The sequence below is a fragment of the Psychromonas sp. Urea-02u-13 genome (genome assembly GCF_002835995.1).
Classification (GTDB): Bacteria; Pseudomonadota; Gammaproteobacteria; order Enterobacterales; family Psychromonadaceae; genus Psychromonas.
Window position 1 is genome coordinate 43,798 of sequence record NZ_PJBZ01000044.1, and the last position, 16,553, is coordinate 60,350.

Genomic DNA, 16,553 nt, shown 5'->3' on the forward strand with positions numbered 1-16,553 from the left:
CGTTGTTAGTTTGGACTGTAGCAAATCAGAAAGGTGGCGTTGGCAAAACAACCACAGTGATATCATTAGGCGGTTTGTTAGTTGAACGTGGCTTTCGTGTATTATTAATTGATACGGACCCTCATGCGTCATTAACGAGTTACTTGCAATATGACTCTGATCATTTACCTGTCAGCCTATATGATCTTTTTCAAGAACCGGCACAAAACAAAGCACAACTAGAACAGGTTATTTTACCCACAGAAATAGATAATTTATCGCTTATTCCTGCTTCAATGGCGCTCGCAACATTAGATCGTGTGTTAGGTGATAAAGAGGGCATGGGACTGTTTCTAAAAAAACAATTAATGCTTATCGAAGATGATTACGACGTTGTTCTGATTGATTGTCCGCCTGTATTAGGGGTGATGATGGTGAATGCATTAGCTGCTTGTGATAAGATTTTAGTGCCCGTACAAACTGAATTCCTTGCTTCAAAGGGATTAGAGCGTATGGTGAAAACATTACAAATAATGCAAAAATCTCGCGACTCCAACTTTAACTACTGTATTATTCCTACCATGTTCGATAAACGAACACGCGCATCACTAAATACATTAAGTGATTTAAAAGCAACTTACGCAAGTAATGTTTGGAGCGGTGTTATTCCTATTGATACTAAGTTTAGAGATGCAAGTTTAAAACATTTGCCTGTTTCTCTTTATTCGCACAATTGTCGTGGTGCTTTTGCCTATGAAACATTGCTTAACCACCTGTTACAAATAGAGCCCTATTAAATGAAGAACCATAACGATGAAGCGATGGCGAGTTATTTTAACTCGATGTTAAATGAGAAACCTTCTACGCAGGTGATGGTTGAAACACCAGAAGAATCAATAACAGTTAATGTTTCTTCTTTACCTGAAAACTTAGTTTTTTCTGAAGTTGAAACTTCCGTTGAACAAGCTATTGAGCCACAAAAAACAGAAGCTAGCTGGAAAAACATTAGCACTGAAAAAGAGTTTCAAGTGTTATTCTTTGAATTGTCAGGGCTGACATTTGCAGTGCCATTGACGGATTTAGGTGGTATTCATCATCTGGATGACTCGATGAATTCTTTGTTTGGTAAGCCACCTTGGTTTTCTGGTGTAATGACACACAACGACTCGCTGTTTAATATTGTTGATACCGCTAAATGGATTAACACAGGTCAATCTTCTGAAACATTAACTTATAGCCATTATATTATATTGGGGGCTACGAAGTGGGGCCTTTCTTGTGAAAAATTATTAGGCACTGAGATGTTAACTCACTCACAAGTTAAATGGCGAGAGAGTGAAGGAAAGCACCCTTGGCTGGCGGGTATGGTGAAGGAAAAGATGTGTGCTTTAATACATGCCGAAGAATTAGTTAAACTATTGAATAGCGGAATGAATATTCATGGGCATTAGAACTGGAAAAATTACAGTTAAGAACTAAAATAAATTTATTAATGTAATAAATCGGATAGAGAATATTATGAATAGAGATAGCAATAAATCAGAAAGTGGTTCAGACGACGAAGTATTCCAACGGGTTACCTTTCAGTTAGAAAATGAAACCTACGGAATTAATGTAATGCAGGTTCAAGAAATTCTGCGTTATAGCGAAATTGCTGCCGTACCAGGAGCACCTGATTACGTATTAGGTATTATTAATTTACGTGGTAATGTCGTGACTGTCATTGATACCCGTTCTCGCTTTGGTTTAATGCCTGCAGATATTACTGATAATAGCCGTATTGTTATCATCGAAGCTGAAAAGCAAGTGATCGGTATTTTAGTTGATAGTGTTGCGGAAGTGGTTTACCTGAAAAAATCAGAGATGGAAGTTGCACCGCATGTTGGAACGGAAGAAAGTTCACAATTTATACAAGGTGTCACTAATAGAGACGATGGTTTACTTATTTTAGTTGATTTAAACAAGTTACTCAGTGAAGATGAATGGGATGAATTAAGCCTCCTATAAATTGAGTGAATAATGTACTTACAATACCTCCCTTGGCTAACCTTAGTGTTAGCCTTTGTTTTTTTTATTATTAGTTATCTTTTAATTCAAAAACAAGCTAAAAAAAATCACGCTTTAGAGTTGCTCGTAAAGTCACTATTAGAAAGTAATAACCAATTTAAGCAACAGTTTGTTGAATTGTATTCTGGCAGTATAGGAATGGGAAAAAAGATTCAGCATTTAGAGTCTCTGATTAAAAAAACGCAAGAAAACCAGCAAAACTTAGTGGCGCAAGCTCCCGAAAACCGCCTTTATACGCGTGCGGTTAAAATGGTTGAACTTGGCGCTACTATTGATGAGTTGATGTCTGAGTGTGAGTTGCCTCGTGCTGAAGCTGAACTACTGCTTAATTTACACAAGAAATAATCCCCCATCTAGCAACATCCTATCTTTATTAATTTAGATAAGTTAGGATGATGTGTCTTATTATGCCCATTTTATGATTCTTTTTATTAGGTTGTCTAATGCTTCACTGTGAAAAACTAACCTGTGTCCGTGAGGACAGGATCTTATTTAAAGATCTTGATTTTACTATTAAACCCGGTGAAATAGTGCAAGTTGAAGGCCCTAATGGTGTTGGCAAGACTAGCCTCTTTCGATTAATTGTAGGTTTATCAATACCCTATGCAGGCAATGTAAATTGGCAAGGCACTTCGATTTTAAACGATCGTGAAAACTATTATCAAAATTTACTTTATCTAGGCCATAAAACAGGTATCAAACCTGAACTCACTGCCTTTGAAAACCTTCAATTTTTTCAGAAATTACAACCAAGTCATCCTGGTATAGACCTTTGGCAAGTTCTTGCTAAAGTAGGCCTCGCGGGATACGAAGATGTTGTTACTGCACAACTTTCTGCGGGCCAACAACGCCGTGTTGCATTAGCACGATTATGGTTAAATGATTGCTTATTATGGGTGTTAGATGAACCCTTTACCGCCATCGATAAATCAGGTGTTAAGGTATTAGAGCAGTTGTTTATAGAACATGCCCAACAAGGTGGCATTGTATTACTCACCACACATCAAGATCTCTCCATTGATAAACAACTACTGACTAAGATCACTCTACAAAAAATAGAGGATGATTTTTATGTTTAATGTTTTTTTTCAAGTTGTAAATAAAGAGTTAAAAGGCGCTTTTCGCAGCCAAAGTGATATTTTAAATCCGGTATGGTTTTTTATTATTGTGGTGACACTTTTTCCGCTTGGTATTGGTACTGATCCAGCATTACTTGCTCGCATTGCACCTGGGGTTATCTGGGTGGCCGCCTTACTGGCTGCATTACTTTCATTTGAGCGCCTTTTTAAAGATGACTTTATAGACGGCTCGCTTGAACAACTGATGTTAATGCCACACTCTTTAGCTTGGCTTGTGAGTGCAAAAGTATTTGCACATTGGTTATTAACAGGCTTGCCTATTCTGTTTGTTTCTCCATTATTAGCGATCTTTTTAGCAATGGATATAAATACGTATTCTGCCTTGTTTCTAACACTCTTAATCGGTACGCCAATATTAAGTTTGCTAGGTGCAATTGGTGTCGCATTGACCGTCGGTTTGCGTAAAGGAGGTATTTTACTGAGCTTGATTATGTTGCCCCTTAGTATTCCTATTTTAATATTTTCAACGCTGGCTATTGATGCCGCCGCTTATGGCCAATCTTACCTTGGCTTATTAGCTTTATTAGGCGCTATGTTAGTTGGTGCTATTACACTTGCGCCTTTTGCAATCGCTGCTTCTTTACGTGTCAGTGTGAGTTGATTTTTTAGTCATTATTAATCTTTTTTTAATTTAGAGAGAGTTATTTTATTATGTGGAAATGGTTACATCCCTACGCAAAACCTGAAAAAAGTTATCAGTTAGCGGGGAAATTATTACCTTGGTTTGTTGTTGCAACCGTGATTACTTTTGTTGTCGGACTTGTCTGGGGATTATTGTTTGCACCTGCGGATTATCAGCAGGGAGATAGCTTCCGAATTATCTATATTCATGTACCAGCCGCTATGATGGCGATGGCCGCCTACTCAACGATGGCGATTGCTGCTTTTATTGCACTGGTTTGGCAAATTCGTTTAGCTGAAATGAATATTGCTGCCATTGCACCTGTTGGCGCTGTGTTTACATTTATCGCATTAGTGACTGGCGCTGCTTGGGGAAAACCTATGTGGGGCGCTTGGTGGGTCTGGGATGCACGTTTAACTTCTGAATTGATTCTTCTGTTTGTTTATTTAGGTATTATTGCCCTATACAATGCCTTTTCTGACAAAGTATTAGCAGGGCGTGCAGCGTCTATTTTAACGTTAGTAGGGGTGATTAATTTACCGATCATTCACTATTCTGTTGTGTGGTGGAATACCCTACATCAGGGCGCAACACTGATGAAATTTGATAAACCTTCGATGGCCCCTGAGATGTTGTGGCCATTAATTATAATGATTATTGGTTTTGCCACTTTCCTTGGTGCGCTCAGCTTACTACGTTTTAGAAATGAAATACTGGCACGCGAAAGTCATCGACCTTGGGTTAGTGCATTAGTGACAGAGAAATTAGAAGGGGGTAAATAATATGGCATTCGATTCATTCGCTGACTTTTTTGCGATGGGAGGCTACGGATTTTACGTATGGTTGTCCTACGGTTTAACGTTTCTAGCACTCGGCATATTAATTGTTAATAGTATTACTAAAAAAAATAAAATATTAAAAAATGTTGAACAGCGCTTAGCGCGTGAACAACGTATTAAAAAAGCCAAAGATATGGAAGGTACATTATGAATCCGAGACGTAAAAAACGTTTATTGATCACGTCAGCACTGGTAGTGGGTTTATCGCTTGCAGTCGGTTTAGTATTATTTGCTTTGCAGCAGAATATCGATCTTTTTTATACACCAACGGAAATCATCGAAGGTAAAAAAGAAACGGGTATTAAACCTGAAGTTGGACAAAGACTACGTATTGGTGGCATGGTGCTTAATGGCTCTGTGAAACGTGACCCAGAAAGCTTGAAAGTGAGCTTTGATCTTATTGATAATGGAGGCGGGATCGTCACTGTTTTCTTTACCGGTATTTTGCCAGATCTATTTCGTGAAGGTCAGGGTATTGTTGCTCAAGGCGAGTTATTAAATGCAACACAGGTAAATGCCTTCGAAGTACTTGCCAAACATGATGAAGAATATATGCCACCTGAAGTTGCGGAAGCGCTGGAAGGTATGGATCATTTAAAAACAGATAAGAAGTAGAGGAAGAGTTAATGCTTGCTGAAATTGGTCAATTTGCACTGGTTATTGCGTGTATGTTGTCACTGCTACAAACCGTCTATCCATTATATGGTATCTATGCTCGACAGCAGAATGCTATCGAGTCCGCTAAAATTCTAACGATTTTGCAATTCTTTTTTGTTGCGGTGTCGTTCGCTATTTTAAGTTATCTGTTCTTAGTGAATGATTTTACAGTTACCTATATTGCTACGAATTCAAATAGTGCATTACCTTGGTATTACCGTTTATCAGCAGTATGGGGAGCGCATGAAGGCTCCTTGCTATTGTGGGTGTTGTTGCTTTCTTTATGGAGCACGGCAGTTGCAGTGATGAGTAAACGTTTGCCGATTGAGTCGATCGCTCGTGTGCTTGCTGTTTTAGGATTATTGTCTCTTGGTTTCTATTTATTTGTATTATTAACCTCTAATCCATTTTTACGCACCTTGCCTTATTTCCCTGTTGATGGACGAGATTTAAACCCATTATTACAGGATATCGGACTTATTTTGCATCCGCCTATGTTGTACATGGGTTACGTTGGATTTTCAGTTGCATTTGCATTTGCTATTGCTGCCTTAATGGAAGGGCGCTTAGACAGTGCCTGGGCTAAATGGTCTCGTCCTTGGACAATGGCTGCTTGGGTCTTTCTAACTGTTGGTATCGCGCTAGGCAGTTGGTGGGCTTATTATGAACTTGGCTGGGGCGGTTGGTGGTTCTGGGATCCAGTAGAAAATGCTTCATTTATGCCTTGGATTGCAGGTACTGCTTTGATCCATTCATTAGCAGTAAGTGAGAAACGTGGTGTCTTTAAATCGTGGACAGTATTACTGGCAATTAGCGCATTTTCACTGAGTTTATTAGGTACCTTTTTAGTACGTTCAGGGATCCTTGTTTCGGTGCATGCCTTTGCAAGCGACCCGGCACGTGGTTTATTTATTCTCGCTTTCTTGATTTTAATCATTGGTGGTTCGTTACTGCTGTACGCAGTACAAGCACCAAAAGTAAAAAGTCGTGGACGTTACCGTTTGTTTTCGCGTGAAACCATGTTGCTAACAAACAATATTTTATTGATTGCCGCTTTAATCGTTGTGTTATTGGGCACGTTATTACCGCTTGTACATAAAGAAATTGGTCTAGGCAGTATCTCGATTGGCGAACCTTTCTTTAATAGTATGTTCAGTATTCTAGTGGTTCCTTTTGCCTTGTTTTTAGGTGTTGCACCTTTGGTGCGTTGGAAGCGACAAAATATTAAAGAGCTATTTAAACCGCTTTTACATTCTTTATTTATTAGTACCGCTATTACACTTATTTTCCTATATAGCTTTGCATCGCACTTTACGTGGCTTGCATTAATGGGCGTGTTCTTAGGATTTTGGGTACTTAGCACGACTTGTTATGAGTTATGTTTACGTGCTACACATCGTTTCTCTTTGTTTACGGGTTTAACTAAATTAGGTTATAGCCACTGGGCAATGAGTATTGGGCATGCAGGTTTTGCGGTGATGATCATCGGTATTACCATGACTCAAAATTACTCGATTGAACGAGACGTGAAATTAGCAGTGGGTGATCATATCGCTTTTGAACATTACGACTTCCATTTTGATGCCGTAAATGATCTACAGGGTAAAAATTACACCGGATCAGTTGGTGTATTCACCATCAAAAAAGATGATCAATACGTTGCAACAATGAAGCCCGAAAAGCGCATTTACACGGTTCAACGTATGCCAATGACGGAAGCCGCTATTAATGCTGGCGTAACACGCGACTTATATATTGCAATGGGTGAAATGTTACCTGATGGCGCATGGGCGGTACGTATTTATTACAAACCATTCATTCGTTGGATCTGGTTTGGTCCATTAATGATGGGTTTTGCGGGTATCTTAATGATGTTAGACAGGCGCTACCGTGTAAAAAAATCTGATGAAGAGGAAGCATAATATGGCGAATACACGCAAGATAATTGCATTATCTGTCCCATTGTTACTTTTCTTGGTTGTCTGTTTTTTCCTTTTTAAAGGATTGTATACAGACCCTAGAAAACTTGATTCAGCATTAATTGGTCAGCCTGTTCCTGAGTTTACCTTGCAAGATATTTACGATGAAAATAAGCAATATGATGCCTCGATTTTTAAAGGTAAAAAAATGTTGCTTAATGTTTGGGCTACTTGGTGCCCAACTTGTTATGCAGAACATAAGTTTCTTAACCAACTTGCAGGCCAAGATATTTACATTGTTGGTATGAACTATAAAGATGAACGTAAAAAGGCAATTCGTTGGTTAACCGATCTTAAAGATCCTTACAAAATTAGCCTCTTTGATAAAGACGGTATGTTAGGCATGGATTTAGGGGTTTATGGTGCACCTGAAACATTCTTTATCGACAGTAAAGGCATTATTCAATATCGTCATGTGGGTGATTTGAATGCGCGTATCTGGGAAGATGAACTTGCCGAATTATATAATGGGATGCAATAAGATGAGAAATCTGACGTTAACATTATGTTTATTTTTGAGTGTTTTTAGTTCTGCTACCTTTGCTGCCAGTGCAATCGATACTTTTGAATTTGAAAGTATCGAGCAGGAACAGGTTTTTCATGACTTAACCAAAGTATTGCGTTGCCCTAAATGTCAAAATCAAAATATTTCAGACTCTAATGCTGAACTTGCTAAGGATCTACGTAATAAAACCTATGAGCTTGTGAAAGAAGGAAAAACACAAGACGAGGTCGTGGATTACATGGTGGCAAGATTTGGTAACTTTGTACGTTATGATCCGCCGATCACGCCGGCAACTATCTTTCTATGGTTAGGGCCACTACTGTTTATTCTGTTTGGATTTTTGGTGCTCTATAAACAAGCAAAAAACAAAAATAGAAAAGAAGATGAGTTGGATAGTAACGAAGCAATACGTTTGAAGAAAATTCTAAAACAGGAAACTAAATAATGATTATACAATTTTGGCTAGGCGCCATTTTGTTACTTATTATTGCATCTGCAGTATTTGTAATACCCTTTTTAGCGACTAAAAAACGCGATCAAAATAGTGATAACAACCGAAATCAACTTAACCGTGCGCTTTACGATGTGCGCATTAATGAGCTTGAGCAGGATGACAATCAAGGGCTATTAATAGATAAAGATAAAATTGTGTCTGAATTACAACATAATTTACTCGATGATATTAACGATGAAACAATAGTCGCAACGAATAATAAAAATAAATGGCTATGGTTACCTGGATTGTTACTGTTGACCTTTGGCTCTGTTGCGATGTATTGGTCTGTTGGCGCTTATCAAGAAGTAAACGACTGGGAAAATTCGTTGCAACGTTACCCAGCACTACAAGAGAAACTTTTTAACAATAGCGAAAGCCGTCCTACGGAGCAAGAATTAAAAGACATTATGCTCGGTTTACGTACACAGCTTGCAAACGATCCGAGTGATGCAGATGGTTGGTTGTTATATAGCCGTTTAGGCCTAGTCTTTAAAGACAGTGAGCTTGCGTTAGATGCGATAAAAAAAGCTTATCAACTGAAACCAAGTTCTGTTGATATTCGTCTTGTTTTTGCACAATTAAAAATGCAGAAAGGTGATGAATATTCTCAGCAACAAGCTGAATTTATGTTAGAGCAACTGCTTATTGATGCGCCGACTGAATTACAAGCTTGGTCAATGTATGCATTTATGGCATTGGAAAGACAAGACTTTGCAGCTGCCATTAAACGCTGGAAACAGATGCTCACATTGGTTGATACAAATACTGAACAAGCGGGTATGTTACGCGATAGTATTCGTTACGCTGAAAAACAGATACAAGGGCAACCAGTGACAGCGCCTATTGTTGAAGAAAAAGTGGCAACTAAAACTTCACAAAATATTGAAAGTGAAGCGGCTGGAGTAGATGCAGTGGGTGCGCCTATCTATAGTGTGAATATATCAGTAGCAGATCATGTTGTTGTACCTGATTCTGGTTTTATTATTGTTTATGCTCAAGCCGTTTCGGGTCCTAAAATGCCAATTGCAGCGATTAAATTAGCACTGACTACATTGCCTCTAAGTACTCAAATTTCAGATGCTAATGCAATGATGCAAGGCATGAAGTTAAGTGATCATAGTGAGTTTGTCATTAAAGCGCGACTTTCTAAAAGTGGCGATGTAATGAATAAAGAAGGTGATTGGCAAGGTGTTAGTAACGTCATTAAAGCAGGACAAAAATCACCTGTAAATATTATGATTACTGAGCAACTTTAATTTAAAAGAGAGTTTAAGAATGAGAAAAGGAGTTCAACTATTATGGGTCTGTTTCATTAACATGCCCATAATAGTTTCTGCACAAACAGTGAATGGCGATTATGAGCATCAAACTCATATGAGTGATCCTATTGAACCGATTAACCGTGTGATCTGGGATTTTAACTACCTTTATCTGGATGCTTATATCTATAAACCAACCACCGAAACCTATGTTGAATGGGTGCCTGATGGCGGTCGAAAAGCGATAAATAACTTTGTTTTAAATTTTGAAGAACCTTCAACGATAATTAACAATCTCATACAACTTGAATTGAAACATGCTGCAGACGCTTTATTACGTTTTTCCGTTAACTCTACTTTTGGGTTATTAGGTTTTTTCGATTTGGCTGAAAAAGGTGGCGTGCCACGTCGAAGAGAAACGTTTAGTAATGTGCTTGGGCGATGGTATGTACCACATGGCCCTTATCTGATGGTGCCGGTGTTAGGGCCTAGAAGTACAAGAAAGTTAGTCGGAAGTTTTGTCGATGGACTCTATTTTCCTATGAGTTATTTAAGTTTCTGGCAAAGTGGTACATTGTGGGGCTTAGATGGTTTAGATAAACGCGAAAGTGTATTAGGGCAAGAAGTGCTATTAGAGCAAGCGCTTGATCCATACATCTTTGCAAAAGAAGCTTATATACAATATGAAGCTTTCAAATTTTATCAAAATAGTGAAGATATAAACTTGCTGATGGAAGAGAAAGAGCAACAAAAATCATTTGAAGAACAACAAGATCTCGACGCATTTATGGACGAGATCGACTAGGCAGTTAAAGGTAGAGGATTACAGAGTATTATGAACATAATCACAATTGATGGCCCAAGCGGCTCAGGCAAGGGCACTGTGTGTCATATTTTAGCGAGTAAATTAGGCTGGAACTTATTAGATAGTGGCGCGTTATATCGCATTTTAGCTTTTGCTGCCCTACAAAAAAATATTGCTTTAGATGATGCAAAAACATTAACGGCACAGGCACTTAATCTGCAGGTTGCATTCGTTTCTAACGGTGTTGGTGTTGATACGGTACTTGATGGCGAAAACGTCGGTGATAAATTGCGCACAGAGGTCGTTGCAGAAGCCGCTTCTAAGGTGGCTTCTATTCAAGTGGTACGTGATGCGTTACTGGCTCGACAAAAGGCCTTTTATCAAGCGCCGGGTCTAATTGCCGATGGCCGCGACATGGGAACGGTTGTTTTCCCTGAAGCGCCGGTTAAAATATTTTTAGACGCAAGTGCCGAAGAGCGTGCCCAGCGCCGTTTTAATCAGTTGCAAAATAAAGGCTTTGATGTTAGTATCGCGCAAATTTTAAGCGAAATCAAAGAACGTGATTATCGAGATAGAAATCGCACTGTTGCGCCTTTAAAGCCAGCGAGTGATGCTATTGAGATAGACTCAACCTCATTAAGTATTGATGAAGTTGTTGCTCAAGTCCTTGATTTAGTAAAGCTTAAACTCAAATTGGCAGTAAAATAATTTACTGCTTTTTATATATCGTTTTATGGATGAAATGATAATTTTTCTTGCCTCCCTCGCGAATGGATTGTGATGGGTTGTATAAAATAAGTGTGAATAAATAGATGATGGAATCTTTTGCTGAACTATTTGAAGAATCTCTTCAACAGGTAGAAACTCGCCCTGGAACAATTGTTAAAGGTACAATTGTTGGAATCCGTAACAACCTAGTATTCGTTGATGCTGGTCTTAAATCTGAAGCTGCTATCGACGTTGCTGAATTTAAGAACGCTGCTGGCGAAATCGAAGTTGTTGTTGGCGATGTTGTAGATGTAGCGTTAGACGCGGTAGAGGACGGTTTCGGTGAAACTAAACTTTCTCGTGAAAAAGCGAAACGTCACGAAGCTTGGATCCAGCTTGAGAAAGCATACGAAGACCAAGAAACTGTTATCGGTGTTATCAACGGTAAAGTTAAAGGTGGTTTCACTGTTGAATTAAACGGTATCCGTGCTTTCCTACCTGGCTCATTAGTTGACGTACGACCTGTACGTGACACTGCTCACCTTGAAAACAAAGACATTGAATTCAAAGTGATCAAACTTGATCAAAAACGTAACAACGTTGTTGTATCTCGTCGTGCTGTTATCGAAACTGAAAACAGTGCTGAACGTGAAGAGCTACTTGAGAACCTTCAAGAAGGTCAAGACGTTAAAGGTATCGTTAAAAACCTAACTGACTACGGCGCATTCGTAGATCTAGGTGGTGTTGACGGTCTATTACATATTACAGATATGGCTTGGAAGCGTGTTAAGCACCCAAGTGAAATCGTAAATGTTGGTGATGAAATCAACGTTAAAGTTCTTAAGTACGATCGTGAGCGCACTCGTGTTTCTCTAGGTCTTAAGCAACTTGGTGAAGATCCATGGGTAGCAATCGCTAAGCGTTACCCTGAATCAACTCGTTTAACTGGTAAAGTAACTAACTTAACTGATTACGGTTGTTTCGTAGAAATTGAAGAAGGCGTTGAAGGTCTTGTTCACGTTTCTGAAATGGATTGGACTAACAAAAACATCCACCCATCTAAAGTTGTTAACTTAGGTGACATGGCTGAAGTAATGGTTCTAGATATCGATGAAGAACGTCGTCGTATCTCTCTAGGTCTTAAGCAATGTAAAGCTAACCCATGGGAAGAGTTCTCTTCAACACACGATAAAGGCCAGAAAGTTTCTGGTAAAATCAAGTCTATTACTGACTTTGGTATCTTCATCGGTCTTGACGGTAACATCGATGGTCTAGTACATCTTTCTGATATCAGCTGGGATGTTGAAGGCGAGAAAGCAGTTCTTGAATACAAAAAAGGCGACGAAATCGAAGCTGTTGTATTACAAGTTGACCCAGAGCGTGAACGTATCTCTCTAGGTATCAAGCAAATTGCTGCTGACCCGTTCAACAATTACCTAGCAGAAAATAAGAAAGGTACTATTGTTAACGGTACTATCTTAGAATCTGATGCAAAAGGCGCAATTGTAGCTCTTGCTGATAGCGTTGAAGGTTACATTCGTGTTGCTGATATTTCACGTGACCGTATCGAAGATGCATCTACTGTACTTAAAGTTGGCGAACCTGTTGAAGCTAAATTCGTTGGTGTTGATCGTAAAAACCGCGTAATTAGCCTTTCTATCAAAGCGAAAGATGAAGCTGACGAGAAAGAAGCAATCGATAGCTTGAAAGAACAAGATGAAGCAAGCATGGGTAATGCAATGCTTGACGCATTCAATGCAGCTAAAGGCAAATAATTAATTAGGCAGGTATCTTTTTACCTGCCAAATTAACTGGAGTCTGCTTACTGCATTCATTAATTTAAAATGAGGTAAAATATGACTAAGTCTGATTTAATTGAAAGACTAACCAGCAAGCACTTTCAATTGTCGATTAAAGAGGTTGAAGATAGTGTAAAAGAGACACTGCAACTGATGACTGATTCACTGGCCAAAGGCGAGCGAATTGAGGTAAGAGGTTTTGGTAGTTTTTCACTACATTATCGCGCTCCACGTATCGGACGTAATCCTAAAACAGGAGATAAGGTCGAATTAGGTGGTAAGCATGTACCGCACTTTAAACCAGGCAAAGAGTTGAGAGAGCGAGTTAATGCCGTTAATGCTTAATGCATGAACCAAATAAAAATGGTGCTTTTAAAGCACCATTTTTTTTGCCTAATTTTTACCAAAAGTTAAATCGCAGATTTATTCCCAAGGCAATTTATAATACACTGAGTAAACCATTCACGTGTTAAGAGCATAAAATATGAAACGTTTTCTCACATTGGTACTTATCGTTTTACTATTCGCCATTGCGATTGTTTTAGGTTTGAAAAATCAACAAGCAGTTAATATCAATTATCTGTTGGCACAAAGTGAAGTTCGCCTTTCTACGCTTCTTGCGATCAATTTCATGTTTGGCTTTATTATTTCAGCGTGTTTTGGCACCCTTTTTTATCTTCGTTTAACCATGAAAAATCGCCACCTTCGTAAGTTAAATAAAAAACAACGTAAAGCATTAAACCTTTTACGTACAAATTCAGAAAAAGATTAACCTCTAGTGCAAGAGATCTTCTTCCTCCTGTTACCTGTTGCTGCCTTTTATGGTTGGTACATGGGTGTGCGCAGTGTTCACCAAAAGAAACAAAAAAAAGAAAATAAGCTCAGTCGAGATTATGTCAAAGGACTTAACTTCCTATTAAGTGATCAGCCAGATAAAGCCGTGGATCATTTTATCGCGCTATTAGAAGTTGATAATGAAACTATTGAAACGCATCTTGCTTTAGGTAATCTATTTCGCCAACGTGGTGAAGTTGAGCGCTCTATTCGTATCCATCAAAACTTAATTGCACGCCCTTCATTAACGCGTGAGCAACGTGATTTAGCCTTGTTACAATTAGGCAGAGATTTTTATCAAGCAGGCTTATTTGATCGCAGTGAAGAAATTTTTATACAACTGAAAGATTCTCCTGAATATAAACAAGTGGCATTAGAGAACCTGCTAAAAATTTATCAGCAATTAAAAGATTGGCAAGAAGCTGTTAGTGTTACTGAAATGCTAAACCGAATTGGCAATGGTAAAGTTAAGCGTCGTACGCTTTCTTATTTATATTGCAGTTTGGCGGCTGACGAAGACGATGAAAAGCTGCAAGTAAAATTATATAAAAAAGCACTGATTACTTTCCCTGCTTGTATAAAAGCAAGTTTGGCTTTGAGTGATTATTACCAGCGAGTTAATAAAATAGATAAAGCCCTATTAATATTAGAAAGTATTCCAGATGTTGATATCGACTTTAGTGAAGTCGTATTAGAAAGGCTATTAATATTACATCAGCAGTTAGGCAGTGAAGAAGAGCTCATTAACTACCTTTATCGCATTATTAGCCTAGGAGCGGGGGCAAGCAGTGTGATACTGCTTTCAAAGTTAATTGCAGAGTTTCGTAGCGTAGAAAAAGCACAAGCATTTATGCTTCAAGAATTACGTCGTAATCCAACGATGAAAGGTTTTAATCAGCTGATGACTTACCACTTAACGCTTTCTGAAGCCGCCAGTGAAGTAGAAAGTTTATCCTTTTTACAGAAATTAGTCGCAGAACAAATAAAGTTACGCCCGCAGTATCGCTGTCAAAAATGTGGTTACTCAAGTAATAAATTATACTGGTTATGCCCCTCTTGTAAGACTTGGGGAAGAATAAAACCTATTCGAGGCCTGGATGGGGAATAAAAGAAAGCAGTTAGCTATCAGCTGTCAGTTATTAGCTAAGACCCAGCTTCAAATAACTTAGCTCCATGCAATTATTATATAAATTAGAAGTGGGACTTTAGTCCTGCATTATAAAAGAAGAAAACAATGAAACAGATTTTCGATCCAAAAGTAGTGATCGCATTAGATTACGATAACAAGCAAAGCGCATTAGATTTTATCGAGCAACTTGATCCTTCAACTTGCCGTCTTAAAATTGGCAAAGAGATGTTTACCCATTTTGGTCCTGATTTTGTAAAACAAATTGTAGCGAAAGATTTTGATGTGTTCTTAGACCTTAAATTCCATGATATTCCAAATACTGTGGCTAAAGCTGTCAAAGCGGCTGCGGATCTTGGTGTGTGGATGGTTAACGTACACGCCAGTGGTGGTCGACGTATGATGGAAGCGGCCAAAGCTATTCTTGAACCTTATGGCGATAAAGCACCACTATTAATCGCTGTGACGGTATTAACGAGTATGGATGAAAGCGACTTGTTAGAGCTTGGCATTGAACTATCACCTCTTGAGCAGGTGAAACGACTGGCTATTCTAACTAAATCATCGGGACTTGATGGTGTTGTTTGTTCATCGCATGAAGCAACCGAATTAAAAGCATTGTTAGGTAAAGAGTTTAAATTAGTGACACCAGGTATTCGCCCTGAGGGAAGTGAATCAGGTGATCAGCGCCGTATTAAAACGCCTAAGCAGGCAATGGACTCTGGTTCTGACTATTTAGTCATTGGACGCCCAATTACTCAGGCTGGAAATCCGGCACAAGTTTTAACAGAAATTAATGCAACGCTATAAAGCTGGAATGGTTACATGAAAAGATTTGATATCAATAAATATAAAGCAGAATTTATGGCCAAGTTTGCGGTTGATTTTACGCCGTGGATGTCACCTGCGATTCGTGATTATTATTCACTGTTTATCAAAAAAGCGCATAGTAACCGTGAACAATTACTGTCATGGGTGAAAGAGTACTCTATCTTAAAAGATGGGAAAACGATTAACGTTGCTCAAAAACCCGTTCAGTTATCGCCAGAAGCCAGAGAGTTATTTTTAATATTACAGTCTCAAATTGGTGAAGAGGTACATGTTGGTGACTGGCTAACGATCTCTCAAGATCGTATTGACCAATTTGCAACGGTAACAGAAGATAATCAGTGGTTGCACAATGATGTTGAGCGAGCGGAAAAAGAGTCGCCTTTTAAAACTACGATTGCACATGGTTTTTTAACCCTCTCCCTTTTACCGCGTTTGACTGATAGCGTGAATACCGAGAAACCACTTTACCCTGACGCTAAAATGACTGTCAATTATGGTTTAAACCAAGTACGTTTTCCTTACCCGGTAAAAACAGGCAGTATTATACGTGCTCATAGTCGCCTAATTAAAGTAACACCTATTAAGCGTGGCCTCGAGATCGAAAAAGAGATCTCTGTTGAAATAAAGAATACACGTCGGCCAGGGTGTGTTGCTGTATCGGTTGTACGTGTTTATTTCTAGTCATAGCTAATGATGATCTTTTGAGTGCTTCTTAAGGTCATCATCAATTTTATCTTTTATGTTTCATCTCCTCTTAGTTCTAAATCTCCAAAATACCTCCATCGAAAAGATTGCCACCTTTACGGCATGATACCCATTATTTCAATCACGAATAATTGACAGGATCTTTGTCCATTAAAAGGATCTTTACGGGTAAAACGTCATGCTTAACTCGTAAGCTTTTGATT

Annotated in this window: 21 protein-coding genes; all 21 read left to right on the top strand. The window is 38.7% G+C overall.

Going from position 1 to position 16,553, the window contains the following annotated elements; all coding sequences use genetic code 11:
* Positions 1-2: 2 nt before the first annotated feature.
* Positions 3-776: a ParA family protein gene (locus CXF74_RS05955; protein ID WP_101081498.1), complete on the top strand. Its 774-nt coding sequence runs from the start codon at positions 3-5 to the stop codon at positions 774-776.
* Entirely contained in the window at positions 777-1,430 is a 654-nt protein-coding gene (locus CXF74_RS05960; protein ID WP_101081499.1) for a chemotaxis protein CheW, read from the top strand.
* A 67-nt stretch (positions 1,431-1,497) separates the two neighbouring features.
* Positions 1,498-1,986 (top strand): chemotaxis protein CheW, encoded by a 489-nt coding sequence (locus CXF74_RS05965; RefSeq protein ID WP_101081500.1) that lies wholly within the window; start codon positions 1,498-1,500, stop codon positions 1,984-1,986.
* Positions 1,987-1,998: 12 nt separating this feature from the next.
* On the top strand, positions 1,999-2,391 hold the full coding sequence (locus CXF74_RS05970) for a DUF2802 domain-containing protein (protein WP_101081501.1): 393 nt from the start codon (positions 1,999-2,001) through the stop codon (positions 2,389-2,391).
* Between the two features lie 98 nt (positions 2,392-2,489).
* On the top strand, positions 2,490-3,125 hold the full coding sequence (gene ccmA, locus CXF74_RS05975) for a cytochrome c biogenesis heme-transporting ATPase CcmA (RefSeq protein ID WP_101081502.1): 636 nt from the start codon (positions 2,490-2,492) through the stop codon (positions 3,123-3,125).
* On the top strand, positions 3,118-3,786 hold the full coding sequence (ccmB, locus tag CXF74_RS05980; protein ID WP_101081503.1) for a heme exporter protein CcmB: 669 nt from the start codon (positions 3,118-3,120) through the stop codon (positions 3,784-3,786). Before ccmA ends, ccmB begins: the two co-directional genes overlap by 8 nt.
* A gap of 50 nt (positions 3,787-3,836) precedes the next feature.
* Positions 3,837-4,589, top strand: coding sequence for a heme ABC transporter permease (locus CXF74_RS05985; protein ID WP_101081504.1), 753 nt, complete (start codon positions 3,837-3,839; stop codon positions 4,587-4,589).
* Between the two features lies 1 nt (position 4,590).
* A complete protein-coding gene (gene ccmD / locus CXF74_RS05990; RefSeq protein WP_101081505.1) occupies positions 4,591-4,797 on the top strand; it encodes a heme exporter protein CcmD in 207 nt (68 codons plus the stop codon).
* Positions 4,794-5,261 carry a cytochrome c maturation protein CcmE gene (gene ccmE / locus CXF74_RS05995; protein WP_101081506.1) on the top strand — a complete coding sequence of 156 codons (468 nt, stop codon included), beginning with the start codon at positions 4,794-4,796 and terminating at the stop codon, positions 5,259-5,261. Before ccmD ends, ccmE begins: the two co-directional genes overlap by 4 nt.
* An 11-nt stretch (positions 5,262-5,272) precedes the next feature.
* The gene (locus CXF74_RS06000) at positions 5,273-7,225 is read left to right on the top strand and encodes a heme lyase CcmF/NrfE family subunit (RefSeq protein WP_101081507.1); all 1,953 of its coding nucleotides are present in this window, start codon (positions 5,273-5,275) and stop codon (positions 7,223-7,225) included.
* A gap of 1 nt (position 7,226) precedes the next feature.
* Positions 7,227-7,763: a DsbE family thiol:disulfide interchange protein gene (locus CXF74_RS06005; protein WP_101081508.1), complete on the top strand. Its 537-nt coding sequence runs from the start codon at positions 7,227-7,229 to the stop codon at positions 7,761-7,763.
* A gap of 1 nt (position 7,764) precedes the next feature.
* Entirely contained in the window at positions 7,765-8,232 is a 468-nt protein-coding gene (locus tag CXF74_RS06010) for a cytochrome c-type biogenesis protein (protein ID WP_101081509.1), read from the top strand.
* The gene (gene ccmI, locus CXF74_RS06015) at positions 8,232-9,539 is read left to right on the top strand and encodes a c-type cytochrome biogenesis protein CcmI (protein ID WP_101081510.1); all 1,308 of its coding nucleotides are present in this window, start codon (positions 8,232-8,234) and stop codon (positions 9,537-9,539) included. The genes CXF74_RS06010 and ccmI overlap by 1 nt, the downstream gene beginning before the upstream one ends.
* A 19-nt stretch (positions 9,540-9,558) precedes the next feature.
* The gene (locus tag CXF74_RS06020; RefSeq protein ID WP_101081511.1) at positions 9,559-10,347 is read left to right on the top strand and encodes an MlaA family lipoprotein; all 789 of its coding nucleotides are present in this window, start codon (positions 9,559-9,561) and stop codon (positions 10,345-10,347) included.
* A 30-nt stretch (positions 10,348-10,377) separates the two neighbouring features.
* Positions 10,378-11,055, top strand: a complete 678-nt coding sequence (cmk, locus tag CXF74_RS06025; protein ID WP_101081512.1) for a (d)CMP kinase — start codon at positions 10,378-10,380, stop codon at positions 11,053-11,055.
* A gap of 104 nt (positions 11,056-11,159) precedes the next feature.
* Entirely contained in the window at positions 11,160-12,830 is a 1,671-nt protein-coding gene (rpsA, locus tag CXF74_RS06030; protein ID WP_101081513.1) for a 30S ribosomal protein S1, read from the top strand.
* Between the two features lie 81 nt (positions 12,831-12,911).
* Positions 12,912-13,199 (top strand): integration host factor subunit beta, encoded by a 288-nt coding sequence (locus CXF74_RS06035; RefSeq protein WP_101081514.1) that lies wholly within the window; start codon positions 12,912-12,914, stop codon positions 13,197-13,199.
* Positions 13,200-13,338: 139 nt separating this feature from the next.
* Positions 13,339-13,626, top strand: a complete 288-nt coding sequence (locus tag CXF74_RS06040) for a LapA family protein (RefSeq protein WP_101081515.1) — start codon at positions 13,339-13,341, stop codon at positions 13,624-13,626.
* Positions 13,627-13,632: 6 nt separating this feature from the next.
* Complete coding sequence (gene lapB / locus CXF74_RS06045) at positions 13,633-14,796, top strand: lipopolysaccharide assembly protein LapB (protein ID WP_101081516.1); 1,164 nt, start codon at positions 13,633-13,635, stop codon at positions 14,794-14,796.
* 126 nt (positions 14,797-14,922) lie between these two features.
* A complete protein-coding gene (gene pyrF / locus CXF74_RS06050) occupies positions 14,923-15,624 on the top strand; it encodes an orotidine-5'-phosphate decarboxylase (protein ID WP_101081517.1) in 702 nt (233 codons plus the stop codon).
* A gap of 15 nt (positions 15,625-15,639) precedes the next feature.
* On the top strand, positions 15,640-16,326 hold the full coding sequence (locus CXF74_RS06055) for a MaoC family dehydratase (RefSeq protein WP_101081518.1): 687 nt from the start codon (positions 15,640-15,642) through the stop codon (positions 16,324-16,326).
* Positions 16,327-16,553 lie beyond the last annotated feature (227 nt).